The organism is Nocardioides sp. BE266, assembly GCF_031457855.1.
GTDB lineage: Bacteria > Actinomycetota > Actinomycetes > Propionibacteriales > Nocardioidaceae > Nocardioides.
Genome location: NZ_JAURTI010000002.1, coordinates 330,414 through 356,662, shown reverse-complemented (window position 1 = coordinate 356,662; position 26,249 = coordinate 330,414). Strand labels below are relative to the sequence as shown.

The following is a 26,249-nucleotide window of genomic DNA, read 5'->3' as shown; positions in this document are numbered from 1 at the left end:
TGCGGCGCGGGACACGCAGTCGGCAGCATCTGTGGGGACGCGCCGGCGTCCGTCTCGGCCGAGGCGCCCGGCTGGGTCATGCCCAGCGCGGCCACCACGACCAGCACCACACCTACGAAGATCCGGCTCCCGAAACGCTCGCCCATGGCGAGGCTGTTCCCCCGCTCCGCGCGCCCAAACCTGGCGCTCGGTAAAGCTCAGGCGCGGTGCCGCCCGGCGGGCGCGACGTCGTCGGCCTCGATCGTGCCGGCGTCGATGAACTCGTCACACGCAGCCCGTACGTCGTGGGGCGTGTGCGCGGGACCCACGACGACCACCCGCACCCCGGCGGCGTGCAGCCGGTGGACCAGCGGCAGCAGGGAGGTCATGTCGCCGGCGATCACGACCTCGTCGACCGCCGCGTCGCGCGCGATGTCGACCGCGTCGATGGCCAGCGCCACGAGGGCCTGGTCGTCGTCGTCGTCGGAGAACTGGTGGAAGGAGTGCAGGCCCTGGAGCCGCAGGCGGGCCACCCAGTCGCCGAGGTCGGCTCGGCTCCAGTCGGCGTAGGCCCGGCACACGTTCACGGCGCCACGCTCGTGCAGCTTGGCCAGCAGCGCGGTCGCCACGTCCTCCGGCACCCGGCGGGCGTCGATCAGCACCGCCACCCGCGTGGCCTGTTCCACCTCGGTCGCCGTCGGCCGGTGCGGCAGCCGCGGTACGGCGTGCAGCTCGGGCTCCGCGCTCACCAGGTCGGCGGCCTCGGGCTCGACGGCCTCGACCTCGGCGACCTCGGCGTCGACCTCGACCTCGGCCTCGAGCTCGTCGGACTCGACAACCTCGTCGACCTGCTCAGCGTCTGCGAGGACCACGTCCTCGTCGGTCGCCACGTCCACGTCTGCGTCGGACGCCTCCACCTCGACGGCGGCCTCCTCGGCCGGCTCGTCGGCCGCCTCGTCGACCGGGCCCACGGCGTCGTCGTCGGGTGCGCCGCGCAGCACGCTCTCACGGCGTACGCGCTCCTGCACCTTCGTGCCGGCGGCCATCCAGCGCCGGACGAGCGTGGCCAGCTCGCCGTCGCCGAACGAGCCGATGTCAGCGTCGTTCTCCACGTCTGCCGCGCGTCGCGGCTCCACCAGGTTGGTCATCTCGTGCCCCCCACGGACTGCGATGAAGTGATCGGTACCCCAAGGCTTCGACCTTCGCCCCGCGCCTCGCGCCCCGTCCGCCTTTTGTACGAAATGAGGACGTTCGGTCTGGACAACTAGACCAGTGGAATCAGTGGTTCCTCACTTGGGTGGCATGCGGATTCCGCCGTCGACGCGGATCGTCTCCCCGTTCATGTAGGAGTTCGTGAGGCACTCGACGACCATGCTGGCCAGCTCCTCGGCGTGGCCGAGGCGCTTGGGGAAGAGCACGTTCTGGCCGAGGTTGGCCTTGAACTCGTCGGGGTTGGGGAACGCGTCGTAGATCGGGGTGTCGATCAGGCCGGGCGCGACGGTGTTGAGCCGGATGCCGGCCGCCGACAGGTCGCGCGCGACCGGGAGGGTCATGCCCACGACGCCGCCCTTCGATGCGGAGTACGACGCCTGGCCGATCTGGCCGTCGAAGGCCGCGACCGAGGCGAGGTTGACGATCGCGCCGCGCTGGCCGTCGGCGTCGGGCTCGTTGCGGCTCATCACCGTGGCGGCCTGGCGGGTCATGTCGAAGGTGCCGATGAGGTTGATCTCGACGACCTTGCGGAACGCGTCGAGGTCGTGGGCCTGCTCGAGCAGCCCGTCGCGGCCGATGGTGCGCTGCGCCCAGCCGATGCCGGCGGAGTTCACGCAGGCGCGCAGCGGCGCGATCTCGGCGGCGTGCTCGACCGCGGCGGCGACCTGGTCGGTCTTCGTGACGTCGACGGAGGCGAAGACGCCGCCGATCTCCGCGGCCAGCGCCTCACCCTTCTCGGCGTTCAGGTCGGCGACGACGACCACGGCGCCCTTCGCGGCGAGGGCTCGGGCGACGGCGGCACCGATGCCGCTCGCGCCGCCGGTGACGATGGCAGACGAACCAGAGATGTCCATGGCCGGATGGTATGAGACGGGCAGCGACGACCGAGGAACGAGGTCGTGGCTGCCCGTCTCAGAGGTCGGTCTCGCCCTCGGCGACGAGCACGGCGGGGCCGGTCATCAGCACCCGGTCGTCGGGGGTCCACACCACGTGGAGGGTGCCGCCGGGGACGTCGACGCGGTACGTCGTACCGCGGGGTGCGTCGTCGGCGAGGGTGGCCGCCACTGCGACGGCGCAGGCGCCGGTGCCGCACGAGCGGGTCTCCCCCGAGCCGCGCTCGTGGACGCGCATCGCGACGTGGTGCTCGCCGCGGCGGACGACGAACTCCACGTTGACGCCGTCGGGGTAGACCGCCGGGTCGTGCTCGGGCGGGTCGTAGAGGTGGCCCGCGTCGGCGAGGTCGTCGACGAACGCGACCGCGTGCGGATTGCCCATCGAGACGTGGACGGCCGCCCAGGTGCGGTCGCCGACGGCGACCTTGGTCTCGCCGAGGACCTCGGGGGCTCCCATGTCGGCGGTGTACTCGTCGCCCGTCCGCTCGAGGCGCTTGACCCCGGCGCGGGTGGCGATGTCCATCGGGAAGGGCTCGCCCTCGCGCTCGTGGAGGTAGCGGGCGAAGACCCGGACCCCGTTGCCGCACATCTCGCTCACCGAGCCGTCGGCGTTGCGGTAGTCCATGAACCAGCCGTCCTCGCGCCGGACTGCGCGCAGCACGCCGTCCCCGCCGATGCCCGCGCGGCGGTCGCACAGCGCGCGCACCCGCTCCGGGCTCAGGTCACCGTGGACCGACCCGTCGCGGTCGGGCAGGACCACGAAGTCGTTCTCGGTGCCGTGGCCCTTGAGGAAGGGGTAGCTCACCCCTCCAGTGTGACAGCAACCCATTGCTGGTTGAGGTGCGAGCGCAGCGAGGCGCCCTCGCACCTCAACCAGCGAGGTTGGTCAGCGCGGATCCACCACGCGGGCCGAGCCCTTGCCGCGGCGGCTCGGCTCGGCGACCGCGGTCAGGCGGGACTTGGCCCCGAACTCGATCGCCGTGGCGGCCCCGATCTCGGAGGCGCTGGTGAAGGCGTCGCCCGCGGGCGCGAGGGTGTGGCCGAGGGCGGTCAGCGCCGGACCGTAGGCGGCGATGAACGCCGGCTCGGCGGTCACGCTCGCGGTGTTGCGCTGGCTGGCGCGCGGTGCCGCGATCGCCTCCTCGATCGTCATGCCGAGGTCGATCCGGTTGACCAGCATCTGGAGGACCGTGGTGATGATCGTCGAGCCACCGGGCGAGCCCAGCGCCAGGAACGGCTTGCCGTCCTTGAGCACGATCGTCGGCGACATGGAGCTCCGCGGCCGCTTGCCCGGCTGGATCCGGTTCGGGTCGGCGGCGTCGTACACGGTCGAGAAGTCGGTCAGCTCGTTGTTGAGCAGGAAGCCGTGGCCGGGCACGGTGATGCCGGAGCCGCCGGTCTGCTCGATGGTGAGGGTGTACTCCACGACGTTGCCCCACTTGTCGGCGACGGTGAGGTTGGTGGTGGAGATGTTCTCGGTGTCGGTGTCGGTCTGGCCCTTGGCGGTCGTCGGCGAGCACACGCCGTCGTACGACGTCGGGGTGCCGGCGGCGACGGGCTTGGTGGCGGCCTTGGCGGGGTTGAGCGAGCAGGCGCGCTCGGCGGCGTACGTGTCGTCGAGGAGCCGCTTGACCGGGACGTCGACGTAGGCCGGGTCGCCGACGTACTTGCCGCGGTCGGCGAAGGCGAGCGCGCTGGCCTCGAGGTAGTGGTGGAGCGCCTGCTCGGTCGTCATCGCCGAGAGGTCGTAGCGCTCGAGGATGTTGAGCGCCTCGCCGACCGTGGTGCCGCCGGACGACGACGGCGCCATGCCGTAGACGTCGTGGCCGCGGTAGGTCGTGCGGGTGGCGCGCTGCGAGCGGACCTTGTAGTCGCGCAGGTCGCGCGGCGTGAGGTAGCCCTTGGGCGTCGGGAGCTTGGTGTTCTTGGTCGTGCGCGGCTTGCGCACCGCGTCGGACATCAGGCGCGCGAGCGGGCCGCGGTAGAACGCGGACGTGCCCCTGGCCGCGATCAGGTCATAGGTCGCGGCGAGCTCGGGGTTGCGGAAGATCGAGCCGACCTTGGGGGCGTCGCCCTTGGGCAGGAACAGCTTCTTGGTGTCCTTGAAGGCCCGGAAGCGCTCCTCGTTGTCGAGGGTCTGCTGGCGGAAGGTCTCGTCGACCTTGAAGCCGCGGGTCGCCACCTTGGTCGCCGGGGCCAGCGCGTCGGCGAGCGACAACGTGCCCCAGTTGGCGAGCGCCTTGTCCCAGGTGGCGAGGGTGCCGGGCGTGCCGACGCTGACGCCGCTGGTGACGAGCTCGGGGGTGAAGTTGTACGCCTTGCCGGTGGCCGGGTCGATGAAGGCGTCCTGCGGCATCTTGCGCGGCGCGGTCTCGCGGCCGTCGAGCGTGCGGACCTTGCCGGACTTGGCGTCGTAGTAGACGAAGTAGCCACCGCCGCCGATGCCCGCGCTGTAGGGCTCGGTCACGCCGAGGGTCGCGGCGGCCGCCACGGCGGCGTCGACGGCGTTGCCGCCCGCCTTGAGGACCTTGAGGCCGGCGGCGCTCGCCTCCGGGTCGACGGTGGTGATGGCACCGCCCTTGCCGATCGCGGTGGGGTCCTTGGCGGTGGGCCTGAGGTCGGGCGCGCTGGCCGACGGCTTGTCGGCGGTGCCGGGGCGGGCCTGGGCGGCTCCTGCGACCAGAGGCGCGGCCACGAGGCTGGCCGTGGCGAGGGTGGCGAGGGCGGGGCGGGCGAGCAGGTGCATGGGGGTTACCTCCCGAGAGACGTCCCTCCACCCTGCCGTCCTCGCCCGGCGCTGTCCACGCCCGCAGGTGGGGGCGTGTCGCCCTCAGCTGCGTACGACGCTGTGGCGCAGGCACGCGAAGTCGCGGTTGCGCGCCACCTCCTCCAGCCGCAGCTCCACCTGTCGCGGCAGGACGGGGGCGCCGCCGCCGAGCGTGCAGGGCGCGTACTGGATCCACACCTCGTCGAGCAGCCCGGCGTCGTGGAACTGCCCGACCAGCTCGCCGCCGCCGACGACCCAGAGGTCCTTGCCGTCAGCCGCCTCGGTCATCTCGGCGTGGATGCGCGGGATGTCGTCGCGGTCGAAGCGGACCGAGTCGGGCGCATCGGGGAAGGTGCGGTGGGTGAGCACCCACGTCGGCAGCGGCCCCCACGGGTCGTCGTCGTGGTCGAGGATCCACTGCCACGTGGTGGCGCCCATGACGCACGCGCCGAGGCGCTCGCGGAAGGCGGGGTAGGCCATCGGCCCGTCGTTGTCGATGTCGCGCGAGGTCAGCCAGTCGAGGGAGTGCTCGGGCGTCGCGATGAAGCCATCGAGCGAGCAGCCGGTGTAGTAGATCGTCGCCATCGAGCCACCATCGCACCGTTCACCGACAGTCCGCTTGATCGATCCCTCCCACTGCCGCGACGGCCTTCTCGACGCGGTCGGGGTCGTCGTGGGCGACCCACACGATCCGCGGGTCCTTGCGGAACCACGAGTCCTGCCGGCGCGCGAAGCGACGGGTCGCGACCTTGGTCTGCTCGACGGCCTCCTCGAGCGAGCGGTCGCCGGCGAGGAAGCCCATCACCTCGCGGTAGCCGATGGCCCGGTTGGCGGTGCGGCCCTCAGCGAGCCCGTGCCCGAGCAGGGCCTCGACCTCGTCGACGAACCCCGCCTCGAACATCTCGTCCACCCGCCGGGCGATCCGCTCGTCGAGCGTCGGCCGGTCGATGTCGACGCCGATCTGGACCGTCAGCGGGTCGTCGTACTCCAGGCGGGGGAGGCTGGCGCTGAACGGCCGGCCGGTGAGCGCGATGACCTCGAGCGCGCGTACGACGCGGCGCCCGTTGTCGGGCAGGATCTGCGCGGCCGCCTCGGGGTCGACGCCCGCCAGGCGTGCGTGGAGCGCGGCGCTGCCGACCCGCTCGAGCTCGACCTCGAGCTCGCGGCGCAATGAGTCGTCGGTGCCGGGGAACTCGAAGCGGTCGACGATCGCGCGGGTGTAGAGCGCGGACCCGCCGACGAGCACGGGCGTGGCGCCGCGGCCGCGGATGTCGGCGACCGCCTCGCGCGCCCAGCCCTGGAAGAGCGCGACCGTCGCGGGCTCGGTGACGTCGAGCAGGTCGAGGAGGTGGTGCGGGATGCCGCGACGCTCGGGCCCGGGGAGCTTGGCCGTGCCGATGTCCATGCCGCGGTAGACCTGCATCGCGTCGGTGTTGACCACCTCTCCCCCGAGCCGCTCCGCGAGGTCGAGGCTGAGCCCGGTCTTGCCCGATGCGGTCGCGCCGACGAGCGCGACGATGGGCTGGGGCATGTCGCCATTCTCCATGGCTGGCCGGGCCAGCCGAGCAATGCGTCGCCGTCGCGAGCGGCGTCAGGCGCGTGCGGTGGCAAGGCGGACGAGGGAGACGTGACGGAGTCACGGCGACTGAGGACAACGCCGCCAACGTGCGTGCCTGGCACCGCGCAGCAGGCGACGGATTGGGAGTCTGGCCCTAGGCTTTCGAGTGCCGGAGTCCCCACCCGCGGGGTGGGCCGGATTCCCTCGGAGGAGGAGCTCATGTCGTTCCTGGACAAGGCCAAGGAGAAGCTCAGCAAGGCGGTCGACGACCACGGCGACAAGATCGCCGAGGGCATCGACAAGGCCGGCGCGTTCGCCAACGAGAAGACCGGCGGCAAGCACGCCGACAAGATCGACAAGGCGACCGGCAAGGCCCGCGACGCCCTCGACTCGCTCGACGGCAAGGACGACGACATCCCGCCGGCCACTCAGGCGTGACGGCCGCTGCCTTCGCCCTCGTCCCGGCCTCCTACGTCTACCTGTTGCGGGAGGGCGGGACGGGGACCGAGGTGCTGCTGCAGCAACGGGGCGCCGTCCCCTACATGGCCGGCTTCTGGGCCGCCGCGGCCGCCGGGCACGTCGAGCCCGGCGAGACGGCGTACGACGCTGCGCACCGCGAGGCGCTGGAGGAGCTCGCGATCGCCGACCTGTCGCTGGAGTTCGCGTTCACGATGCAGCGCACCCAGTTCGGGCCGCCGATCGAGGAGCGCGCGGACTTCTTCTTCACCGCCCGGTCGTGGAGTGGCGAGCCGCGGATCGTGGAGACCGGGAAGGCCACGGCGCTGGGGTGGTTCCCGCTGACCGACCTGCCCGAGCCGACGGTCCCGCACGAGGCGCACGCGCTCGCCCACCTCTTCTCCGGCGAGCGCTACCTGACCTTCGGGTGGCCCTCCCCTCGGGGGTAGCCACGCATGGGGGCGTTGGGCACGATCACGGCAGGAGGTAGCCCATGAACGAGGAAGATCTCGGCCCGATCCCGCAGCCGACGACGCAGGAGCCCGAGCTCAACCCGGGAGGTGCCGACGCGTTGCACGTCGACCCTGCCGACGGTGGCCTGGGGCGTGACCTGGACCCCGACGACAACCCCGCTGTGGACGACGTACTGCCCGACGAGATCGCCGAGCCGGACGACAAGCAGCAGGAGCCCGACGGCTCCGAGGACGAGGAGTCCGACACCACCACCGCGACGTCGGACGACGGCTCGGACGGTCCCGACGCCGGCCAGCAGGCCGAGGACGGCTCCCCCGAGCCTCCGGCCTGATCCTGCGTGCGCCCGGAATCCCCGGATATCCGGTGATTCTGGGAGCTGTGTGGTCGTGGCGACGTGCCGGCCACGTCACCACGACCACACAGTCTCTGTCCACAGATCCCCGTTGGGCTGTGGTGATCGACCACCGGCGGAGGCCACGATCGACGGCATGCCCGGGAAGTCGTACGACGATCTGCTGTCGCTCCAGTCCGGCGTGATCGCCAGGCGCCAGCTGACCGCGCTGGGCGTGCCGCCGCACGAGCTGGAGCGCCTGTTGCGTCGGCGGGATCTCGTGCGGGTCCACGACGGCGTCTTCATCAACCACACCGGTACGCCGACATGGTTGCAGCGCGCGTGGATTGGCGTGCTGATCGCCTGGCCGGCTGCCTTGGCCGGGGACAGCGCGCTGCGCGCGGCCGACGGACCGGGGAAGGCAGGACGCGACGACGCGCTGGTCCACATAGCGGTGAGCCGTGACCGCAAGGTGCTGCTGCCGCCGGGCTACCGCCTGCACCGCACGCCGCGCCTGCACCCGAAGGTCAGCTGGAACACGAGTCCGCCTCGGGTCCGGGTCGAGGAGGCTCTGGTCGACGTCGCATCGGGAGCGGTCGACGACTTCGCGGCGATCTCGGTGCTCGCGGACGCCATCCAGGCACGACGTACAACGCCCGAGCGCATCCGCGACCGGCTCGACGCCCGCCCTCGCCTACCGCGTCGCGACTTCCTGCGCGGCGTCCTGACCGACCTCCACCTGGGCACGTGCTCGGTGCTCGAGCACGGCTACCTCACCAGGGTCGAGCAGCCGCACGGCCTCCCGACCGCCCGCCGTCAGCTGCGCGACTCCGCAACGGGCGGGCCCATCTATCGCGACGTCGCCTACGTCGACTTCGACCAGCTGGTCGAGATCGACGGCCGTCTCTGGCACGACAACGCCTCCACCCGCGACGCCGATCTGGATCGGGACCTCGACGCCGCCGTCGACCGGCTCAACACGGTCCGGGTCGGGTGGGGTCAGGTGTTCCAGAGGCCGTGCGCGACCGCAGCCAGGATCGCCGCCTTGCTCCAGGCACGCGGCTGGACGGGAGCGATCACCCGCTGCCCCGACTGTCCGTCGGGCCTACCGCTGGCGGTCTGAGCCTCAGCGTGGTGCCTGTGACGTGGATGTCACGTCACCACGACCACACGCCGCGGAGAATCCCCGGATATCCGGGGATTCCAACGACGAAGGCGGTCAGCCGCAGGCCGGAGCCGGGGGCAGGGGTGCGGGGACCCCGACGGCCGGCATCCCGAGCCCGACGGAGGCGGGGGCGGCCGGGGAGGACGTACGCCGCTCCCAGGCGTCGCCGGCGCGGGTGCGGCGTACGGACCGGATGGCGCCGTCGGCGACAAGGTGGTGGGGCGCGGCGTAGGTGATCTCGACGGTCACCATGTCGCCGGGGCGCACGCTGGAGTCAGGAACCGCGGAGAAGTCCGCCGAGAAGTGCACCAGCCGGTTGTCGGGCGCGCGGCCGGAGAGCCGGTGAGTCGCGGCATCCTTGCGACCCTCGCCCTCGGCGACCATCAGCTCGACCGTGCGCCCGACCAGCGCCTTGTTCTCGGCCCAGGAGATCTCCTCGACGACCGCGACGAGCCGCTGGTAGCGGTCCTTCACGACCTCGGGCGAGATCTGGTCGTCGAGCACGGCGGCGGGGGTGCCGGGGCGCTTGGAGTACTGGAAGGTGAAGGCCGCCGAGAACCGCGCAGCGCGTACGACGTCGAGCGTGGCCTGGAAGTCCTCCTCGGTCTCACCGGGGAAGCCGACGATGATGTCGGTCGTGATCGCGGCGTCAGGGATCGCCGCCCGCACCCGCTCGATGATCCCGAGGTACTTCGACTGCCGGTAGGAGCGCTTCATCGCACGGAGGACCGCATCCGACCCCGACTGCAGCGGCATGTGCAGCGAGGGCATGACGTTTGGTGTAGCGGCCATCGCCTCGATGACGTCGTCGGTGAACTCGGCGGGGTGCGGCGAGGTGAAGCGCACCCGCTCGAGCCCCTCGATTGACCCGCACGAGCGCAGCAGCTTGGAGAACGCCTGCCGGTCGCCGAACTCGACGCCGTACGCGTTGACGTTCTGGCCGAGGAGGGTGATCTCCGTGACGCCCTCGGCCACCAGGGCCTCGATCTCGGCGAGGATCTCGCCCGGCCGGCGGTCCTTCTCCTTGCCGCGCAGCGACGGGACGATGCAGAACGTGCAGGTGTTGTTGCACCCGACCGAGATCGACACCCAGGCGGCGTACGCCGACTCGCGCTTGGTCGGCAGCGTGGACGGGAAGACCGAGAGCGACTCCAGGATCTCGACCTGCGCCTCCTCCTGCACGCGCGCCCGCTCGAGCAGCGCCGGCAGCGAGCCGATGTTGTGGGTGCCGAAGACGACGTCGACCCACGGCGCCTTCTTCGTGATCGTGTCGCGGTCCTTCTGCGCGAGGCAGCCGCCGACGGCGATCTGCATGCCCGGCGTCGCGGCCTTGACCGGCGCGAGGTGGCCGAGGTTGCCGTAGAGCTTGTTGTCGGCGTTCTCCCGGACCGCGCAGGTGTTGAACACGACCACGTCGGCCTGCTCGTCGCTGCCCGCGCGGACGTAGCCGGCGTCCTCCAGCAGCCCGCTGAGCCGCTCGGAGTCGTGGACGTTCATCTGGCACCCGTGGGTCTTGACCTCGTAGGTGCGGGCGGGGGCTTCGGGGAGTGCGCTCATGACGGAAACAAGGGTACGGCGGCCTCCGGAGGCCCCGGCAATCGCGCACCGCGCCGCGGATTCCGAGGCGCCACGCTACGAGGTTCGGACCCCTTCGGCGCCGATCGGCCTAGTCCGAAATGACTAGACCAGTGGGCAGTTTGGAGGATTACTGCTCGGAATCCTCACATTTCCATCCGAGTTCGACACAAACTCCTTCTCAGGTCAACAAAGCGGTAACACGGAATCCACACGGATGTGGCGAACACCGGGTCACCGTTCCACAGTGGGGGGAAGCACGGATGCTGTCCAAGAGTGCATTTGATCGATCCAACGTAGTCCGACGCGCTCGCGCGGCGAGCCTGGCGGTCGTTGTCACCGCGCTGTTGCTCGCCCTGCTCCCCTCCGGCGCCCACGCCGCCGGCTCGGTGCACGCCAAGAAGCGCGCCAAGGGCACCTCGGTCACCGCCACCCTCGCCTCGCTGCCCCCGATCGTGCAGCCCGGCACCTCGCCGGCCGCGCCGTCCAACGACAGCACCCTGGTCGCCACCTTCGCCCCGGCCAGCCCGGGCGAGAAGGTCACCCTCGAGAAGCGCGTCAAGAGCGGCTGGAAGGTCGTCGCCACCGCCACCGAGGACGCCTGGGGCTCCGCCGCCTTCACGCCCGGCTCCGGCACCTACCGCGCCTCCTCCGTCTCCGGCGGCCGCACCTGGACCTCCGGCTCCGTCACCACCGCCCGGTGGACCCCCGAGTTCGAGGACACCTTCTCCGGCACCACCCTCGACACCTCGGTCTGGAACGACCAGAAGCGCGAGCACGAGAGCGTGTACGCCCCCCGCACCTGCGCCCGGGTCGACCCCGCCGCCCGCCGCGTCGGCGAGGGCGTCCTCCACCTCGGCGTCGCCCTCGACCCGGCCCTCGCCGGCCAGCCGTGCGGCTTCACCTCGACCCGCAGCTCCGGCACCAGCCCGTACCTCCTCAACAGCCAGGTCGCCACGGAGTACACCCGCTTCTTCCAGCACGGCATCGTCGCCGCCCGCATCAAGCCGCAGCAGGCCAAGGGCATGCACTCCGGCTTCTGGCTGCTCCCCAGCGGCACGACGTACACCGACGGCGTCCCGGCCATGGGCACCGAGATCGACGTCATGGAGTTCTTCGGCGAGACCGGCCGCGGCACCGAGTCGATCGGCTCGCACGTCCACTACTACGAGGCGAACTGGCAGAAGGTCAGCTACGGCAACTTCTTCCGCTCCACCCGCAACGCGCTGACCAGCAGCCGCCGCAACTGGTGGGACGAGTTCCACGTGTTCTCGGTCGAGTGGACTCCCTCGGAGTACATCTTCCGCGTCGACGGTCGCGAGTACTACCGCGAGACCAAGGCCGTCTCGCAGTCGATGCAGTACCTCGTGCTCTCCAACCTGACCTCGGACTACGAGCTCAACCAGCTCACCGCTGATGAGCTCGGCGACGAGGCGCAGGTCGACTGGGTCCGGGTCTTCGACGCCACCTCCCGCGAGTCCGCCCGGGTCACCCGCGGCCGCAAGGCCGCCTGATCCGGTCGGCTCCTCGGGCCTAGGCTCGCGGCATGCCCCGACTGCACGCCTTCGAGCTGCTGCCGGACGCCGCAGGCCAGGAAGCGGTACGCCGCGAGTGGCAGGCCCTGCACGACGCCGGGCTCCCCTCCCAGCTCGAGCACCGCGGGACCACCAACGGCCCGCACCTGACGCTGGTCACCGCTCCGGCGCTCGGACCGGACGACGACGCCCGGGCCGTCGACCTGCTCGGCCCGCTCCTCCCGATCGAGGTGCGTGTCGCCGGCGTCGCCCTGCTCGGTGGCTCCCGGGTCACCGTCGCCCGGCTCGTCGACGTACCCGACGCGGTGGTGCGGGCGGTGCTCGACCTGCGCCGCGAGGTGGAGGACACGCAGCACCCCGGGTGGCTCCCCCACGTCACCCTGGGGCGACGGGTCCCGCGGGCCTCGGTGCCCGAGGCGCTGGCGGCTCTCGGGCACGCGGACGTCGTCCTGCGGCTCGACACGCTGCGCCGCTGGGACCCCGACGCCGGAACCGTCACCACTTTGTGATGGTCCGAACGGGTCGGCCCCGATGGCCCGAACGGACCACTGCAGATAGGTTTCGCCTATGACCGCGCAGGAATCGGGCCCTGTCAGCGCCGGCCGGGGCAAGCCCCTCGTCGTGTTGAACGGCGTCCAGAAGCACTACGGACAGCTCCACGCCCTCAAGGACATCGAGCTCTCCGTCGCGCGCGGCGAGGTCGTCGTGGTGATCGGGCCGTCGGGTTCCGGCAAGTCCACGCTGTGCCGCACGATCAACCGGCTCGAGACCATCGACGAGGGCACGATCACCCTCGACGGCAAGGACCTCCCGCAGGAGGGCAAGGCGCTCGCCGCGCTCCGCGCCGAGGTCGGCATGGTCTTCCAGAGCTTCAACCTCTTCGCCCACAAGACGATCCTGGAGAACGTCACGCTCGGCCCGATCAAGGTCCGCGGGATGAAGAAGGACGAGGCGGAGAAGAAGGCGCGCGAGCTGCTCGACCGGGTCGGCGTCGGGCACCAGGCCGAGAAGTACCCCGCCCAGCTCTCCGGCGGCCAGCAGCAGCGCGTGGCCATCGCCCGCGCCCTGGCCATGGAGCCGAAGGTGATGCTCTTCGACGAGCCCACCTCCGCGCTCGACCCGGAGATGATCAAGGAGGTCCTCGACGTGATGGTCGACCTCGCGAAGCAGGGCATGACGATGATCGTGGTCACCCACGAGATGGGCTTCGCCCGCACCGCCGCCGACCGCGTCGTGTTCATGGCGGACGGCGCCATCGTCGAGGAGAACTCCCCGGAGGAGTTCTTCACCCACCCGCGCTCCGACCGCGCCAAGGACTTCCTCGGAAAGATCCTCAAGCACTGAGGACCCACGATCTCGGGAGCAGCACCACTCCATCCCCAGAAACCCCAGACGGCCTCGGGCCGCCAACCAAAGGAGAGCAAGGATGAGATTCATCAGGACCAAGGCGGTCATCGCCACGGCGGGACTGGCCCTGTCACTCGCCGCCTGCGGCAACGCGGGTGAGGACTCGGAGAGCGTCGACGTCAAGGCCGACGAGAACGCCGCGTCGAACTTCGACGACGGGACGCGGATGAAGGAGATCGCCGACGCGGGCACCATCAACGTCGGCGTGAAGTTCGACCAGCCGGGCCTCGGCTTCAACGCGACCGGCTCGGACATGCCGACCGGCTTCGACGTCGACATCGCGAAGATCCTCGTCGCCAGCCTGGGCATCGACCCCGACGACACCTCGAAGGTGAAGTACGTCGAGACCATCTCGGACAACCGTGAGCCCTTCCTCGAGGAGGGCAAGGTCGACATCGTGCTGGCGTCGTACTCCATCACCGACGAGCGGCGTGCCGTCGTCGGCCAGACCGGCCCCTACATGATCACCGGACAGCAGCTCCTCGTCCCCGAGGACTCCGACGCCGCCGGCCCGGAGGACCTGCAGGGCAAGGAGGTGTGCTCCGTGACCGGTTCGACGTCGCTCGACAACGCCAAGGCGCAGGGCATGAAGCCGGTCGGCTTCGACACCTACAGCCAATGCGTCGACAAGGTGCTGGACGGCACCGTCGAGGCGATGACGACGGACGGCACGATCCTCGCCGGCTACGCCGCGCAGAACGAGGGCCAGCTCAAGGTCGTCGGCGACCCGTTCTCCGAGGAGCGCATCGGCGTCGGCTACTCGAAGGACCACCCCGAGATGTGCCAGTGGATCAACGACACGCTCGAGCAGGCCAACGAGGACGGCACGTGGGCCGACGCGTTCGAGTCCAACCTCGGTGCGTCGGGCGTGGAGACGCCCGACTTCCCGGAGCTCGACTCCTGCGAGTCCTGACCTGACGACGCTGCTCGGCCGGGCCCGCCTCCAGCGGGCCCGGCCGGGCACCGCCCCCGAACGACCCGAACCGAGAGGAGAGACGTGGACGCCGTCCTCGAGAGCCTGCCCGACGTCTTCAAGGCCTTCGGCTACACCGTCCTGCTGTTCCTGGTGGCCGGGGTGTTCTCGCTCATCGGCGGCACCGTCCTCGTCGCCCTGCGTGTAGGCCCGATCGGCGTGCTCAGCAAGGCGGCCGCGACCTACGTCACCCTGGTGCGCAACACCCCGCTGCTCGCGGTGTTCTTCTTCTTCTCCTTCGCCGCTCCCCGGATCGGCATCAACTTCAAGTGGGTCGACGTCCACATCGGCACGTTCGACTTCACCTCCTTCTTCTCGACCGCGGTCGTGGCGCTGACGCTCTACACCTCGACCTTCGTGTGCGAGGCGCTCCGCTCCGGAGTCAACGCCGTGCCGCTCGGCCAGGCCGAGGCCGCCCGCGCGATCGGCTTGCCCTTCGGCGGCGTGATGAGCCAGGTCGTGCTCCCGCAGGCGTTCCGCGCCGCGGTCCCGCCCGTCGCGAGCGCCCTCATCGCCCTGCTCAAGAACACCTCGGTGGCCGCGGTCTTCGGCGTGATCGAGGCCGCCTCGCAGATGAAGATCATGACCAACAACAACGCCGACGAGCGCTGGGGCATCTTCATCGCCTTCGCCCTCGGCTACGTCGTCCTCGTCGAGATCGTCTCGCTCGCGGCCGGCACCCTCGAGCGCCGATGGAGGATCGCCTGATGGCTTCCGGAGTCCTGTTCGACGCCCCCGGCCCCAAGACTGCCGCCCGGCACCGGATCTACACCGTCGTGGCCAGCCTGGTGCTCCTCGCGCTCGCGGCGTGGGCAGTCAAGCGGCTCAACGACGCAGGTCAGTTCGACTACGACCTGTGGGAGCCGTTCGTCACGCCCAACATCATGCAGGCGATCGGCGAGGCCTGGCTCGACACCCTCACCATGGCCGTGCTGGCAGTCCTCGGCGCGCTCGTGTTCGGCGTGGTCTTCGGCGTGGCCAAGCTGTCCGACCACAAGCCGGTCCGCTGGGCCAGCTGGCTCGTCGTGGAGTTCTTCCGCGCGGTGCCGGTCATCATGCTGATGACCTTCGCCTTCTACGCCGTCTTCAACTCGATGTCGATCGAGCGCGGCGCCTACTGGTCGGTGGTCCTGTCGCTGACCGTCTACAACGGTGCGGTCCTCGCCGAGGTCTTCCGGGCCGGCATCAACGCGCTGCCCCGCGGCCAGGCCGAGGCGGCGTACGCCATCGGGCTCCGCAAGACGCAGGTGGTCAACCTGATCCTGCTCCCCCAGGCCGTGAAGATCATGATCCCGGCGATCATCAGCCAGATGGTGGTGGCCCTGAAGGACACCAGCCTCATCCTGATCGTGTTCCCGATCGGACTGACGAAGATCCTCAAGCAGCTGCCGTTGAGCTTCAACAACATCGTGCCGACGACGCTGGTGATCGCCGGGCTCTACGTGCTGACCAACCTCCTGCTCACCGCGATCGCCACCTGGGCCCAGAAGCGGTTCGTGGGCGAGAAGGAGATGCTGCAGGTGTCGATGGTCGGCGAGGCCGACCAGGGCCAGATCGCCTGATCAGCGCTTCGCGGAGATCCAGAGCCGGATCTCTCCCTCGACGACGACCGTGCCGTCGGTGCGGACGCCGCGCACGCGGACCGGCAGGTCGTACCCCTCACCGAGCTCGGCGGTCCACTGCTCGGGGTCGGTCTCGGCGATGCAGGTGATGTCGGAGTCGGCCTTGGCGGTGTAGGCGACCTCCATGCCCTTGGGGATCCAGCGCCGGTCGCGCGGGATGGTCGACTCGGCGAGCGCGCCCATGGCGGCCTCGAGGCCGTTGCACAGCGCGATCGCGTGCACCGTCTTGATGTGGTTGTGCACCCCGCGCCGCTTGGTGATCACCAGCTCGGCCCGGTTGGGCTCGATGACGGTGAACCGCGGCCGGATGGAGGCGAAGTACGGCGCCTTCTGGCTGAAGGCGAACGAGAAGACCCGGTCACCCAGGGGCAGCGCGGTGGTCTTCTTCCAGAGGTCGAGGACGGCAGGCATGCCTCGATATTACTGATCAGTAACCAGCCACGCCAGTATCCGCTCGGCCGTCTCGTCCGCCGAGAGGTCGGTGTTGTCGATCACCAGGTGCGGCCAGCGGGCGAGCAGCCGCTCACCCGGTGCGTCCCGGCCGGGCTCGGAGGTCATCCGGTAACCGGCCTCCAGCTCGCGCACGTTGGCGTCCGACCACTCGAGGTTGCGCTTGGACCTCTTCTCCGCCAGCCGGTGCTCGGTGCGGTTGCGCACGAGGCGGGTGTCGAGGTCGGCGACCAGCTCGACGACCGCGACCCTGTCGCCGTACGGCGCCGCGAAGTCGCGCAGCCAGGCCGCCTCTGACTCTCCGTCCATGTCGATGACGAAGGTGAAGAGCAGGTCGGTGCCCGACGCGGCCGCCTCCTCGACCACGCGGCGGCGGAACTCGCTGTTGAGCGTGGTGAAGGGCGGCGTGCCGTGGTCGAAGACGTCGAGCAGCATCTCGATCGTGTGGTGGTTGTGGAACAGCCGGTACGACGACCGCTCCGCCACCGCGCGACCGACGGTCATCTTCCCGACGGCGGGCGGTCCGAGGACGATCAGGAGGCGCATGCCGGGATCCTTCCCGAAGGCCCGCGCCGGCCGCACCTCGATATCTGAGGACGTCCTGGTCGGAATTGGACCTCCCGGACGTTCATGGCGTCCTCAGATGTCGGCCAGCACCTCGACGCGGTTGCCGTGGCCGTCGTACGTGTGCAGGCGGACGTGGCCGGGGAACGAGTCGCGCTGGCTCTCGTCGACCTCGAAGCCGAGGTCGGTCAGCCGGGCGGCGACCTCGTCGAGGTCGTCGACGACGAATGCCGGGTGGGCCTTGCGTGCTGGTGCGAACGGGTCCTCGACGCCGACGTGCAGCTCGGCCGTCGTGGCGCCGCGGTCGTCGTACGCGCAGAACCAGGCGCCGCCGCGGGCCACCAGGTCGGCCGGCTTGTCGACCTCGGTCATGCCGAGGCCGTCGCCGTAGAAGCGGCGGGCGGCGTCCTCGCCTCCCGGCGGGCAGGCGACCTGGACGTGGTGGAGGCGCATCACGCGGGCTTGCGAGCGACGACGAAGATCCGCCGGAAGGGCAGGATGACTCGGCCCGCGGAGTCGGCCGGGTAGGCCTCGCGCAGCCGGGCCTTGAACTCCTCCTCGAAGCGCGGCCGCAGGCCGTCGGGCAGCGCCTGCAACGTCGGGCGCGCACCCGTGCCGGAGACCCAGGTGAAGACCGGGTCGTCGCCGGTGAGCACGTGGAGGTACGTCGTCTCCCACGCGTCGACCTCGCAGCCGAGGTCGAGCAGGACGCGGGCGTAGTCGGCCGGGCCGTGGCTGGTCGGGACGCGAGCGTCGCGGACGTGCTCGGCGTAGGGCTCCTGCGAGGCGAGCTCGGTGCGGGTCGTGTGGCTCGGCTCGTCGAAGTTGCCCGGCACCTGGAAGGCGAACCAGCCGCCCGGCGCGACGCGGTCGAGCAGCCCGGGCAGGAGGTCGAGGTGCTCGGGCACCCACTGGAGGGTCGCGTTGGAGACCAGTACGTCGATGGGCGCGCGCAGCGCGACCGGGTCGGGCGCCGCCCAGGTGCGGAGGTCGGCGACCTCCCACGCGATGCCGTCGATCGCGCTCGCCTTCTCGATCATCTCCGGGCTGCTGTCGACGCCGGCGACGCGTGCGTCGGGCCACCGCTCCTTGAGCAGCCGCGTCAGGTTGCCGGGGCCGCAGCCCAGGTCGACCACGGTGGCGGGGGCTGCGGCGTCGATCCGCCCGATGAGGTCGACGAACGGCCGCCCCCGCTCATCGGCGTACTGCAGGTAGCGGTCGGGGTCCCAGGTGTGCGTCATGGTCGTCCTCCTCTTCGGCAGTGGGGTAGTCCAGTGGCCATCGGTCGTCCGAATGCCCCGATCACCGCCAATTCTCACTGGACTACCCCTCATGTGTCTTGACGTCGAGATACTTGCAGCATCGCCCCGATGTGTCTCGATGTCAAGATTCTCGACCGATCGGGTCATCTGGCAGGATGTCGCCATGCGCGACGAGGTGGACGACCTGGTCGAGGCCTGGGGCCGCGAACGCGGCGACCTGGACCTCGCGCCCGTCGAGGTGTTCTCGCGGATCAGCCGGCTGGCCCGCCACCTCGACCTCGCCCGCCGCGACGCCTTCACCGCGCACGGCATCGAGTCGTGGGAGTTCGACGTGCTCGCCGCCTTGCGCCGCGCGGGTGCGCCGTACGAGCTCTCCCCCGGACGCCTGCTGCGCGAGACCCTCGTGACCAGCGGCACCATGACCAACCGCGTCGACCGGCTCACCAGCCGCGGCCTGGTCGAGCGGCTGCCCGACCCGCGCGACCGACGCGGGGTGCTGGTGCGGCTCACCGCCGAGGGCAAGGCCGCCGTCGACGGCGCCTTCGAGGCCCTCCTCGCCGCCGAGGCCGACCTGCTCGCCGACCTCCCCGACAAGCAGCGCACCCAGCTCGCGGGCCTGCTGCGCTCGCTGCTCGCGCCCTTCAGCTGACGGTTACTCGACGACTTCGGACGCCTCGAGCCACTCGAGCTCCAGCTCGTCCTTCTCGGCCGCGAGCTCGCCGAGCTGACCGCCGACGCGCGCGAGCAGGTCGTAGTCGCTGAGGTTGGCCTCCATCTCGGCGTGCAGCTCCGCCTCGCGTACGGCGATGCGCTCGAGCTGCTTCTCGACCCGGGCCAGCACCTTGCGGGCGGCGCGGTCCTCGGCGGATCCGGGGCGCGCCTTGGGCGTCTGCGGCGTCGCCGGTCCGTCATACGAAGCCGACCCAGTGGGGGCGGGTGCGGATGACGGAACAGCAGCGGCGGCAGCGGCCTGCTCGGCGGCGTGCAGGTCGGAGCGTCTCTCGAGGTACTCGTCGACCCCGCGGGGCAGCATGGAGACCTGCCCGTCGCCGAGGAGCGCCCAGACCGAGTCGGTGACCCGCTCGAGGAAGTAGCGGTCGTGCGAGACCACGATGAGCGTGCCCGGCCAGGTGTCGAGGAAGTCCTCGAGGACGTTGAGGGTGTCGATGTCGAGGTCGTTGGTCGGCTCGTCGAGCAGCAGCACGTTGGGCTCGCTCAGCAGCAGCTTGAGCAGCTGGAAGCGCCGCCGCTCGCCACCCGACAGGTCGCCGAGCCGTGCGGTGAGCCGGTCGCCGGTGAAGCCGAACCGCTCCAGCATCGACGTCGCCGAGATCTCCTGGCCGTCGAGCGTGCGGGTCACGCGGCGGATCGACTCGACGGTCGGCAGCACCCGCGCCTCGGGGTCGATCTCGTCGAGCGCCTGCGTGAGGTGCTGCATCTCGACGGTGCGTCCGTGCTTCACGCGCCCCACGTCGGGCGGCAGCGCGCCGGAGATCAGCGACAGCAGCGAGGTCTTGCCCGCGCCGTTGACGCCGACGATGCCGATCCGGTCGCCCGGCCCGATCCGCCACGTCGCGTGGTCGAGCAGCTTGCGCTCGCCGCGCGAGAGGTCGACGTCCTCGATGTCGACGACGTCCTTGCCGAGCCGCTGGCTGGCGAACCTCTGGAGCTCGAGCCGGTCGCGCGGGTCGGGGACGTCGTCGATCAGCGCGTTGGCCGCGTCGATGCGGAACTTCGGCTTCGACGTACGCGCCGGGGCGCCGCGCCGCAGCCACGCGAGCTCCTTGCGGGCGAGGTTCTGTCGCCGGGTCTCGGTCGCCGCGGCTTGCCGCTGGCGCTCCGCCTTGGCCAGGACGTGGGCCGCGTAGCCGCCTTCGTAGGAGTCGACCGCGCCGTCGTGGACCTCCCACGTCGTCTGGCAGACGGCGTCGAGGAACCACCGGTCGTGGGTCACCACGATCAGTGCGCTGGGCAGGCCGACCAGGTGCGAGGCGAGCCACGCGACGGCCTCGACGTCGAGGTGGTTGGTCGGCTCGTCGAGCACGATCAGGTCGTGGCGCGAGAGCAGCAGCGCGGCCAGCGCGCAGCGACGGCGCTCGCCGCCGGACAGGCCGACGACGGCCCGGTCGAGGGTGACGCCGGCCAGCAGCTCCTCGACGACCTGGCGCGTGGTCGGGTCGGCGGCCCACTCGTGGTCCTGGCGGCCGCCGAGCACCGCCTCACGGACCGAGTGGCTGTCGACGAGCTCGTCGCCCTGGTGGAGGTAGCCGATCTCGACGCCGCGGGTGTGGGACACCCGACCGGAGTCGGGCTCCTCGATCCCGGTCATCACCTCGAGCAGCGTGGTCTTGCCGTCGCCGTTGCGCCCGACGACGCCGACCCGCTCCCCGACCGAGATGCCGAGGGAGACGTTGTCGAGCAGCGGCCGGACGCCGTAGGACTTCGAGACCCGCTCGAGGTTGATGAGGTTCGCCATGACCGGCCGATTCTCTCAGGTGCGACCCAGCCCGGCAGGATCGGCGTACGTCCTGCCGGTCGGCGGTGAGTGAGGAGGATTCCGGGCGCGCGGAATCCGCGTCACGCACCGCCCACCGGGATGTCGTACGACGGCGCGCCCGGGGCGGTGCGTGAGGAGGATTCCAGCCGTGCGGAATCCCCCTCACGCACCGCTCAAGCGGTGGCGGTCGGCTGGGGCTCCGGGTCGGCGTCGCCGGAGGCAGCGGGAGCCGCGGGCTCCGGGAGGGCGGGGGTGGAGCCGTTGGTGCCGGCGTACTTCTGGATCAGCTGCTCCACGTCGAGGCCGGTGGTGGACTTCAGCAGCTCCATCGTCTGGACGAGGTTGTTGGTGACCTGCTTGGGCAGCTCGCCGGCACCGTCGGTGGAGATGACGGTCAGCTTGTCGATGCCGCCCATCGGGCGGGCGAGCTCGGCGGCGACCTTGGGCAGGACCTCGATGAGCATCTGGAGGACGGCGGCCTCGTTGTAGCCGGCGAAGGCTTCGGCCTTCTTGTCCATGGCCTCCGCCTCGGCCTGGCCGGCGGCGAGGATCGCGGAGGCCTGGGCCTCACCCTCGGCGCGTACGGCGTCGGCCTCGGCGACACGACGCGCCTTCTCGGCCTCACCGCGCTTGGCGCCCTCGATGGCCTCGGCCTCGGCGAGGGCGGAACGGCGGGACTTCTCACCCTCACCGGTCAGGCGGGCCTTCTCCGCGTCGGCCTCGGCGGCCGCGATCGAGGCGGCCTTGCGGGCCTCCGCCTCGAGGATCTGGGAGTTGCGGCGACCCTGGGCCTCGGTCTCGACGCGGTAGCGCTCGGCGTCGGCGGGCTTGCGGACCTCGGTGTCGAGCTCGCGCTCCTTCAGCGCCGCCTGGCGCACGGCGACCTTCTCCTGCTCGGTGAGGATCGCCTGGTCGCGGTCGGCCTGCGCCAGCGGTCCGGCCGCGGCGGCCTGCGCGTTGGCGGCGTCGGTCTCGGCCTTGATCTCGGCGTTCTTCAGCGCGAGCGCGCGCTGGGTGACCGCGATCTCCTGCTCGGCGGCGATGCGCGCCTGCTCGGCGGCCTGGCGGGCGTTGGCCTCGGCGATGGCCGCGAGCTGGCCGAGCTTGGCGGCCTCGGGACGACCGAGGTCGGCGAGGTAGGAGCCGTCGTCGGTGATGTCCTGGATCTGGAAGGTGTCGAGCACGAGGCCCTGGCCGGTCAGCGACGACTCCGACTCCTCGGCGACGCGCTGGGCGAAGGCGGCGCGGTCGCGGATGATCTGCTCGACCGACATCGAGCCGACGATGGAGCGGAGCGCACCGGCGAGCACCTCCTGGGTGAAGGTCTCGATCTCGGCCTGCTGGCTCAGGAAGCGCTGGCCGGCCGCGCGGATCGAGTCCTCGTTGCCGCCGACCTTCACGAGTGCGACGCCGTCGAGGTTGAGCTTGATGCCCTGGCCGGACACGGCACCGCGGATCTGCACCGAGATGCGGCGCGAGGAGAGGTCGAGGGTCGCGAGCCGCTGCACGAACGGGATGACGAAGACGCCGCCGCCCATGACGACCTTCTGGCCGGACAGGTCGGTGGAGATCTCACCGGTCTCCGGGTTGCGTACCTCCCCCTTGCCCTTGCGGCCGGTGATGATGAACGACTCGTTGGGCCCGGCCACCTTGTAGCGCGTGGTCACCAGCAGCGCCAGCAGCACGAGGAGGACGACGAGGCCGATCACTGACGTGACGACCGGGGACAGCTCGAACATGGAGAAGCTCCTTGTGGAGGGACGTGGATCAGGTGAGGAAGAGCGGTTCGACCTGGACGGCCGTGGGTGAGATGACCTCCGTGATGCTGACCTGCGTGCCAGCAGGTACGGCGACGCTGGAGCGCGCGTTGAGCCGGGTGAGGTGGCCGCCGACGCTGATCGACACCACGCCGAGGCCGCCCTCGGGGATGTCGCTCACGACGCGGCCGATCTTCTCGACCATGTCGGAGGTGCGGACCGTGTCGGTCTCGCCGCTGCCGTGGAGGAACGACGACGCCTTGGCGGCGAGCCAGCCGAGCAGCACGCCGAGGACGAGGCCGATGACGACGGCCACCGAGGTCGAGCCGGTCGCCGACAGCGCGATCGCGCCGCCGAAGCCGAGGGCGCCGAGGAAGCCGGCGAGCGCCTCGGTCGAGAAGAAGCCGGCGCTGAGCCCCTCGAGGGCGCCGTCGAGGAAGTCGCCGACGACCAGCGCGACCAGGAGCAGGGCGACGCCGATGACGCCCACCACCAAGAACACGGTCACGATGCCTCCCCCAGATCATGCTCAGTCACGCTCGCGGCGTGACTGCCGCGCACAACATAGCGGCATGCTTCCCCGTCCGGGTCAGTTCATGCCACCCGGTCCTGGCCCCATCTGTCCCGTCAGGGCAGGACGTGCGCGCCAGCCACCGGGCCGACCGCGGGGAGCACGACGTCGTACGACTCCGAGAGGCCGGCGACGACGGCCATCGCGCCCTCCTGGGAGTCGCAGAGGAACACGCACGTCGGGCCGGAGCCGCTGACCAGGCCGCGCAGCGCGCCCTCGGACTCGCCTCGCTCGATGAGCGTGCCGAGCTCGGGGCGCAGGTCGATCGCCGGCTCCTGCAGGTCGTTGTGGAGCGCGCGGGCGAGGCGTACGGGCTCCCGGCTGGCCAGCGCGGCGAGCAGCTCGCGCGGCTCGGCTGGCTGCTCGGGCGCGTCGGGGAACAGCTCGTCGAAGTGGCGGTAGACCGCCGGTGTCGAGAGCCCGACGTCGGACGGCACGGCCACCCACCACCAGCTCCCGTGGTCCTCGATCGGCTCGACGACCTCGCCACGGCCCCGGCCGCGCGCCGTACCCCCGACGAGGGAGAAGGGCACGTCGCTGCCGAGCCGCGCCGCCTGCGCCAGCAGTGCGTCGTCGGGCTGGCGGAGGTCGTGCAGCCGGTCGTGCGCCAGGAGGGCGGCGGCGCCGTCGGCCGAGCCGCCCGCCATGCCGCCGGCGACCGGGATCTGCTTGCCGATCTGCACGAGGTGCCGCTCGCCGCAGGCCGCCTCGGCGAGCGCGCGCATCGCGATGTTGGTGCCGTCGGCGGGCACGCCCTCGACGTCGATGTAGGGCGGCGCCTCCACCGACAGCACGTCGGCATCGGCCACCGAGACCGCGACGTCGTCGTAGAGCGAGACCGCCTGGTAGACCGTGTCGAGCGGGTGGAAGCCGTCGTCGCGCACGCGGCCGACACCCAGGTGCAGGTTGATCTTCGCGGCCGCGCGGACCGTGATCGTCATGCCGCTCCCGCCGCGGCGAGACCCTCGGCGATGCGCGCGAAGTCCTCGACCGTGAGCACCTCGCCGCGGGCCGTCGGGTCGACGCCGGCGGACTCCAGCGCGGCGGTCGCGACGTCGGCGGAGCCGGCCAGCCCGCGCAGGGCCGCGCGGACCTGCTTGCGGCGCTGCGCGAACGCTGCGTCGACGACGGCGAAGACCTGCTCGCGCGTCGCAGTGGTCTGCGGCGGCTCGCGCCGGGTCCACGCGACCAGGCCGGAGTCGACGTTGGGGGCGGGCCAGAAGACGTTGCGCCCGATCGCCCCCGCACGTCGTACGTCGGCGAACCAGGCGGCCTTCACGCTCGGCACGCCGTAGGTCTTCGACCCCGGACCCGCGGCCAGTCGGTCGGCGACCTCAGCCTGCACCATCACCAGCCCGCGCTCGAGCGACGGCAGCAGGGTCAGCAGGTGGATCAGCACGGGGACCGAGACGTTGTAGGGGAGGTTGGCCACCAGCGCGGTCGGCGCCGGGCCGGGCAGCTCCTCGACGCGCATGGCGTCGGCGAGCACGACCTCGAAGCGATCGGCCTGCCCGGGTGCGTACGACGAGATGGTGGTCGGCAGCCGCTCGGCGAGGAGCGGGTCGACCTCGATGGCGATGACCCGCTTCGCGACCTCGAGCAGGGCCAGCGTCAGGGAACCGAGCCCCGGGCCGACCTCGACGACCACGTCGTCGGCCGTGATGGCGGACTCGCGCACGATCCGCCGGACGGTGTTGGCGTCGATGACGAAGTTCTGGCCGCGCTGCTTGGTCGGGCGCAGGTCGAGCTCGGCGGCGAGCTGACGCACCTCGGCCGGCCCGAGGAGCCTCGGGCCGGCCGGGTTCGTGGTCATGGTGGTCAAGCCTAGTGGTGGGTCTCGATACGCCGCTCGCTGCGCTCGCGTGCTACTCGACCACCTGAGTGGGTCAGCGGGGGAGGCCGAGCTTCGCGGCGCAGCCGGGCCACGCGCCGTAGCCGCCGGAGGCGTCACGGAGCTTGGTGGCGATGGCGATCTGGGTCTCGCGGGAGGCCTGGCTCGGCAGGCCGGTGCCGCCGTAGGCGCGCCAGGTGCCGAGGTTGAACTGGAGGCCGCCGTAGTAGCCGTTGCCGGTGTTGATGGCCCAGTTGCCGCCGGACTCGCACTGCGCGAGGGCGTCCCAGACGGTGTTGCCGCCGGCGAAGTTGGAGGTCGGCTGCTCCTTGGTGCCGACCTTCACGATCGTCGGCACGGCCTTCACGAGCGGCGAGGCGGTGACGACCTTACGGGCGACGAGCTTGCCGTTGACGAAGCGGAGTCGGTAGGTGACCTTGCGGACGCCGTCCTTGCCCTCGCGGACGACCTCCTCGTCGCCCTCGTACATGGACGCGTCCTCGCGCTCGATGACGGGCGCGTCGACGACCTCGCGGGCGACCTTCTTGGTTGCCAGGCGGATGTCCTTGACGACGACCTTGTCGCCGTCGGTGATCTCGGTGTCGAGCGAGGGCTTGACCTTGTCGTGCCTGTCGACCTCGAAGCCCATCGACTTCAGCACGTCGGCGACGGTGAGCGCGGTGACCTGCTGCTTCTTGAGGTCCTTCGCGCCGAGCTTGATGCTCACGACCTTCGGGGTGACGACCTTGAGCGCCAGGCCACTGCGGCCGATCGAGGCGCTGCGGCTCACGGACAGGTCGGCGCCGTCGAAGCGGCGGCCGATCTCGCCGAGCGCGCTGGCGACGCTGGTCGAGTTGACCCAGTACGTCTGCTCGTCGCCGTCGACGGACAGCTCGAACGGGCGACCGAACTGCACCGCGATCGCGGAGCCGTCGGTGACCGTCTCGTCGATCGCGGGTGCGACCAGGTCCTTGTCGGAGACCTCGATGCCCTCGGAGGAGAGGACCTCACCGACCGTGTCGCCGATGGCGCTCACGTGGGTGGTCCGGCCGTCGAGGCTGAGGGTCACGTCCTTGCTGAGGGCTGCGTAGCCGACCGTCGTACCTGCGACGGCTGCCACGATGACCGCCACTGCGGCGGCCAGCACTGCCTTGGACCTGCTGAGCTGCGCGAAACGAGAGCGCACGATTCTCCGAACGTCGTACTCCCCGGGCCTCGGGCGGCAGCACGCCCCACCTGCGGCCGCGCAGCACCCAGCGAGGGCGTACGAGTTGCGAGCGGGGGTCTCGCGAAGCCGGCCCGATCCGACTCCTGGTGCTGCCGGAAATCGCTCCCGATCCCGGCCAACAATCACAAGACGATAACGAAAC

Annotated in this window: 28 protein-coding genes; 11 read left to right on the top strand and 17 right to left on the bottom strand. The window is 71.1% G+C overall.

The genetic code is table 11. The annotated features are described in order from the left end of the window. Nucleotides 1-197 precede the first annotated feature (197 nt). The 6 genes from J2X46_RS06100 to miaA form a co-directional block, all read right to left on the bottom strand. Complete coding sequence (locus tag J2X46_RS06100) at nucleotides 198-1,127, bottom strand: NYN domain-containing protein (protein ID WP_310248111.1); 930 nt, start codon at nucleotides 1,125-1,127, stop codon at nucleotides 198-200. Between the two features lie 141 nt (nucleotides 1,128-1,268). Continuing rightward, nucleotides 1,269-2,045 (bottom strand): SDR family oxidoreductase, encoded by a 777-nt coding sequence (locus J2X46_RS06095; RefSeq protein ID WP_310248110.1) that lies wholly within the window; start codon nucleotides 2,043-2,045, stop codon nucleotides 1,269-1,271. Nucleotides 2,046-2,103: 58 nt separating this feature from the next. Then, nucleotides 2,104-2,913 (bottom strand): diaminopimelate epimerase, encoded by an 810-nt coding sequence (gene dapF, locus J2X46_RS06090; RefSeq protein ID WP_310248108.1) that lies wholly within the window; start codon nucleotides 2,911-2,913, stop codon nucleotides 2,104-2,106. 57 nt (nucleotides 2,914-2,970) lie between these two features. Next, a complete protein-coding gene (ggt, locus tag J2X46_RS06085) occupies nucleotides 2,971-4,830 on the bottom strand; it encodes a gamma-glutamyltransferase (RefSeq protein WP_310248106.1) in 1,860 nt (619 codons plus the stop codon). 84 nt (nucleotides 4,831-4,914) lie between these two features. Next, complete coding sequence (locus tag J2X46_RS06080) at nucleotides 4,915-5,436, bottom strand: dihydrofolate reductase family protein (protein ID WP_310248105.1); 522 nt, start codon at nucleotides 5,434-5,436, stop codon at nucleotides 4,915-4,917. 19 nt (nucleotides 5,437-5,455) lie between these two features. After that, nucleotides 5,456-6,382 carry a tRNA (adenosine(37)-N6)-dimethylallyltransferase MiaA gene (gene miaA, locus J2X46_RS06075; RefSeq protein ID WP_310248104.1) on the bottom strand — a complete coding sequence of 309 codons (927 nt, stop codon included), beginning with the start codon at nucleotides 6,380-6,382 and terminating at the stop codon, nucleotides 5,456-5,458. A gap of 246 nt (nucleotides 6,383-6,628) precedes the next feature. On the opposite strand from miaA, the gene J2X46_RS06070 reads away from it, so the two are divergent. The 4 genes from J2X46_RS06070 to J2X46_RS06055 all read left to right on the top strand — a co-directional run bounded on the left by J2X46_RS06070 (nucleotide 6,629) and on the right by J2X46_RS06055 (nucleotide 8,793). Next, nucleotides 6,629-6,847 (top strand): antitoxin, encoded by a 219-nt coding sequence (locus J2X46_RS06070; RefSeq protein WP_310248102.1) that lies wholly within the window; start codon nucleotides 6,629-6,631, stop codon nucleotides 6,845-6,847. Continuing rightward, entirely contained in the window at nucleotides 6,844-7,314 is a 471-nt protein-coding gene (locus tag J2X46_RS06065) for an NUDIX domain-containing protein (RefSeq protein ID WP_310248101.1), read from the top strand. The genes J2X46_RS06070 and J2X46_RS06065 overlap by 4 nt, the downstream gene beginning before the upstream one ends. A 44-nt stretch (nucleotides 7,315-7,358) precedes the next feature. Beyond that, nucleotides 7,359-7,670: a hypothetical protein gene (locus J2X46_RS06060; protein ID WP_310248099.1), complete on the top strand. Its 312-nt coding sequence runs from the start codon at nucleotides 7,359-7,361 to the stop codon at nucleotides 7,668-7,670. A gap of 157 nt (nucleotides 7,671-7,827) precedes the next feature. After that, entirely contained in the window at nucleotides 7,828-8,793 is a 966-nt protein-coding gene (locus J2X46_RS06055; protein ID WP_310248097.1) for a type IV toxin-antitoxin system AbiEi family antitoxin domain-containing protein, read from the top strand. 96 nt (nucleotides 8,794-8,889) lie between these two features. Here the strand turns inward: J2X46_RS06055 and miaB are convergent, their stop codons facing one another. Beyond that, the gene (gene miaB / locus J2X46_RS06050) at nucleotides 8,890-10,392 is read right to left on the bottom strand and encodes a tRNA (N6-isopentenyl adenosine(37)-C2)-methylthiotransferase MiaB (protein ID WP_310248095.1); all 1,503 of its coding nucleotides are present in this window, start codon (nucleotides 10,390-10,392) and stop codon (nucleotides 8,890-8,892) included. A 365-nt stretch (nucleotides 10,393-10,757) separates the two neighbouring features. Here miaB and J2X46_RS06045 point away from each other — a divergent pair, with 365 nt between their 5' ends. The 6 genes from J2X46_RS06045 to J2X46_RS06020 all read left to right on the top strand — a co-directional run bounded on the left by J2X46_RS06045 (nucleotide 10,758) and on the right by J2X46_RS06020 (nucleotide 15,887). Next, entirely contained in the window at nucleotides 10,758-11,924 is a 1,167-nt protein-coding gene (locus J2X46_RS06045) for a glycoside hydrolase family 16 protein (RefSeq protein ID WP_310248093.1), read from the top strand. 32 nt (nucleotides 11,925-11,956) lie between these two features. Beyond that, a complete protein-coding gene (locus J2X46_RS06040) occupies nucleotides 11,957-12,454 on the top strand; it encodes a 2'-5' RNA ligase family protein (RefSeq protein ID WP_310248092.1) in 498 nt (165 codons plus the stop codon). A 58-nt stretch (nucleotides 12,455-12,512) separates the two neighbouring features. Continuing rightward, on the top strand, nucleotides 12,513-13,289 hold the full coding sequence (locus J2X46_RS06035) for an amino acid ABC transporter ATP-binding protein (protein ID WP_310248089.1): 777 nt from the start codon (nucleotides 12,513-12,515) through the stop codon (nucleotides 13,287-13,289). A gap of 82 nt (nucleotides 13,290-13,371) precedes the next feature. Next, complete coding sequence (locus J2X46_RS06030) at nucleotides 13,372-14,265, top strand: glutamate ABC transporter substrate-binding protein (RefSeq protein WP_310248088.1); 894 nt, start codon at nucleotides 13,372-13,374, stop codon at nucleotides 14,263-14,265. 84 nt (nucleotides 14,266-14,349) lie between these two features. After that, nucleotides 14,350-15,033 carry an amino acid ABC transporter permease gene (locus J2X46_RS06025; protein WP_310248086.1) on the top strand — a complete coding sequence of 228 codons (684 nt, stop codon included), beginning with the start codon at nucleotides 14,350-14,352 and terminating at the stop codon, nucleotides 15,031-15,033. After that, nucleotides 15,033-15,887, top strand: a complete 855-nt coding sequence (locus J2X46_RS06020) for an amino acid ABC transporter permease (RefSeq protein WP_310248085.1) — start codon at nucleotides 15,033-15,035, stop codon at nucleotides 15,885-15,887. The genes J2X46_RS06025 and J2X46_RS06020 overlap by 1 nt, the downstream gene beginning before the upstream one ends. On the opposite strand, the gene J2X46_RS06015 is transcribed toward J2X46_RS06020, so the two are convergent. The 4 genes from J2X46_RS06015 to J2X46_RS06000 all read right to left on the bottom strand — a co-directional run bounded on the left by J2X46_RS06015 (nucleotide 15,888) and on the right by J2X46_RS06000 (nucleotide 18,202). After that, entirely contained in the window at nucleotides 15,888-16,358 is a 471-nt protein-coding gene (locus J2X46_RS06015) for a hotdog fold domain-containing protein (RefSeq protein ID WP_310248084.1), read from the bottom strand. Between the two features lie 9 nt (nucleotides 16,359-16,367). Then, nucleotides 16,368-16,943 carry an AAA family ATPase gene (locus tag J2X46_RS06010; RefSeq protein WP_310248082.1) on the bottom strand — a complete coding sequence of 192 codons (576 nt, stop codon included), beginning with the start codon at nucleotides 16,941-16,943 and terminating at the stop codon, nucleotides 16,368-16,370. Nucleotides 16,944-17,036: 93 nt separating this feature from the next. Continuing rightward, a complete protein-coding gene (locus J2X46_RS06005; RefSeq protein ID WP_310248080.1) occupies nucleotides 17,037-17,414 on the bottom strand; it encodes a VOC family protein in 378 nt (125 codons plus the stop codon). Then, nucleotides 17,414-18,202, bottom strand: a complete 789-nt coding sequence (locus tag J2X46_RS06000; RefSeq protein ID WP_310248078.1) for a trans-aconitate 2-methyltransferase — start codon at nucleotides 18,200-18,202, stop codon at nucleotides 17,414-17,416. Before J2X46_RS06000 ends, J2X46_RS06005 begins: the two co-directional genes overlap by 1 nt. Before the next feature lie 184 nt (nucleotides 18,203-18,386). Between J2X46_RS06000 and J2X46_RS05995 the strand changes: the two genes are divergently transcribed. Further along, nucleotides 18,387-18,872 (top strand): MarR family transcriptional regulator, encoded by a 486-nt coding sequence (locus tag J2X46_RS05995; protein WP_310248077.1) that lies wholly within the window; start codon nucleotides 18,387-18,389, stop codon nucleotides 18,870-18,872. A 3-nt stretch (nucleotides 18,873-18,875) separates the two neighbouring features. On the opposite strand, the gene J2X46_RS05990 is transcribed toward J2X46_RS05995, so the two are convergent. From J2X46_RS05990 to J2X46_RS05965, 6 genes are all read right to left on the bottom strand, one after another. Then, nucleotides 18,876-20,699: an ABC-F family ATP-binding cassette domain-containing protein gene (locus J2X46_RS05990; RefSeq protein ID WP_310248075.1), complete on the bottom strand. Its 1,824-nt coding sequence runs from the start codon at nucleotides 20,697-20,699 to the stop codon at nucleotides 18,876-18,878. A 194-nt stretch (nucleotides 20,700-20,893) separates the two neighbouring features. After that, nucleotides 20,894-22,459: an SPFH domain-containing protein gene (locus tag J2X46_RS05985; protein ID WP_310248073.1), complete on the bottom strand. Its 1,566-nt coding sequence runs from the start codon at nucleotides 22,457-22,459 to the stop codon at nucleotides 20,894-20,896. A 28-nt stretch (nucleotides 22,460-22,487) separates the two neighbouring features. Next, the gene (locus tag J2X46_RS05980; RefSeq protein WP_310248071.1) at nucleotides 22,488-22,985 is read right to left on the bottom strand and encodes a hypothetical protein; all 498 of its coding nucleotides are present in this window, start codon (nucleotides 22,983-22,985) and stop codon (nucleotides 22,488-22,490) included. A 119-nt stretch (nucleotides 22,986-23,104) separates the two neighbouring features. Continuing rightward, complete coding sequence (locus J2X46_RS05975) at nucleotides 23,105-23,989, bottom strand: 4-(cytidine 5'-diphospho)-2-C-methyl-D-erythritol kinase (protein WP_310248069.1); 885 nt, start codon at nucleotides 23,987-23,989, stop codon at nucleotides 23,105-23,107. Then, nucleotides 23,986-24,861: a 16S rRNA (adenine(1518)-N(6)/adenine(1519)-N(6))-dimethyltransferase RsmA gene (rsmA, locus tag J2X46_RS05970; protein WP_310248068.1), complete on the bottom strand. Its 876-nt coding sequence runs from the start codon at nucleotides 24,859-24,861 to the stop codon at nucleotides 23,986-23,988. The genes J2X46_RS05975 and rsmA overlap by 4 nt, the downstream gene beginning before the upstream one ends. A gap of 73 nt (nucleotides 24,862-24,934) precedes the next feature. Beyond that, nucleotides 24,935-26,065, bottom strand: coding sequence for a transglycosylase family protein (locus tag J2X46_RS05965; protein ID WP_310248066.1), 1,131 nt, complete (start codon nucleotides 26,063-26,065; stop codon nucleotides 24,935-24,937). Nucleotides 26,066-26,249: the final 184 nt, after the last annotated feature.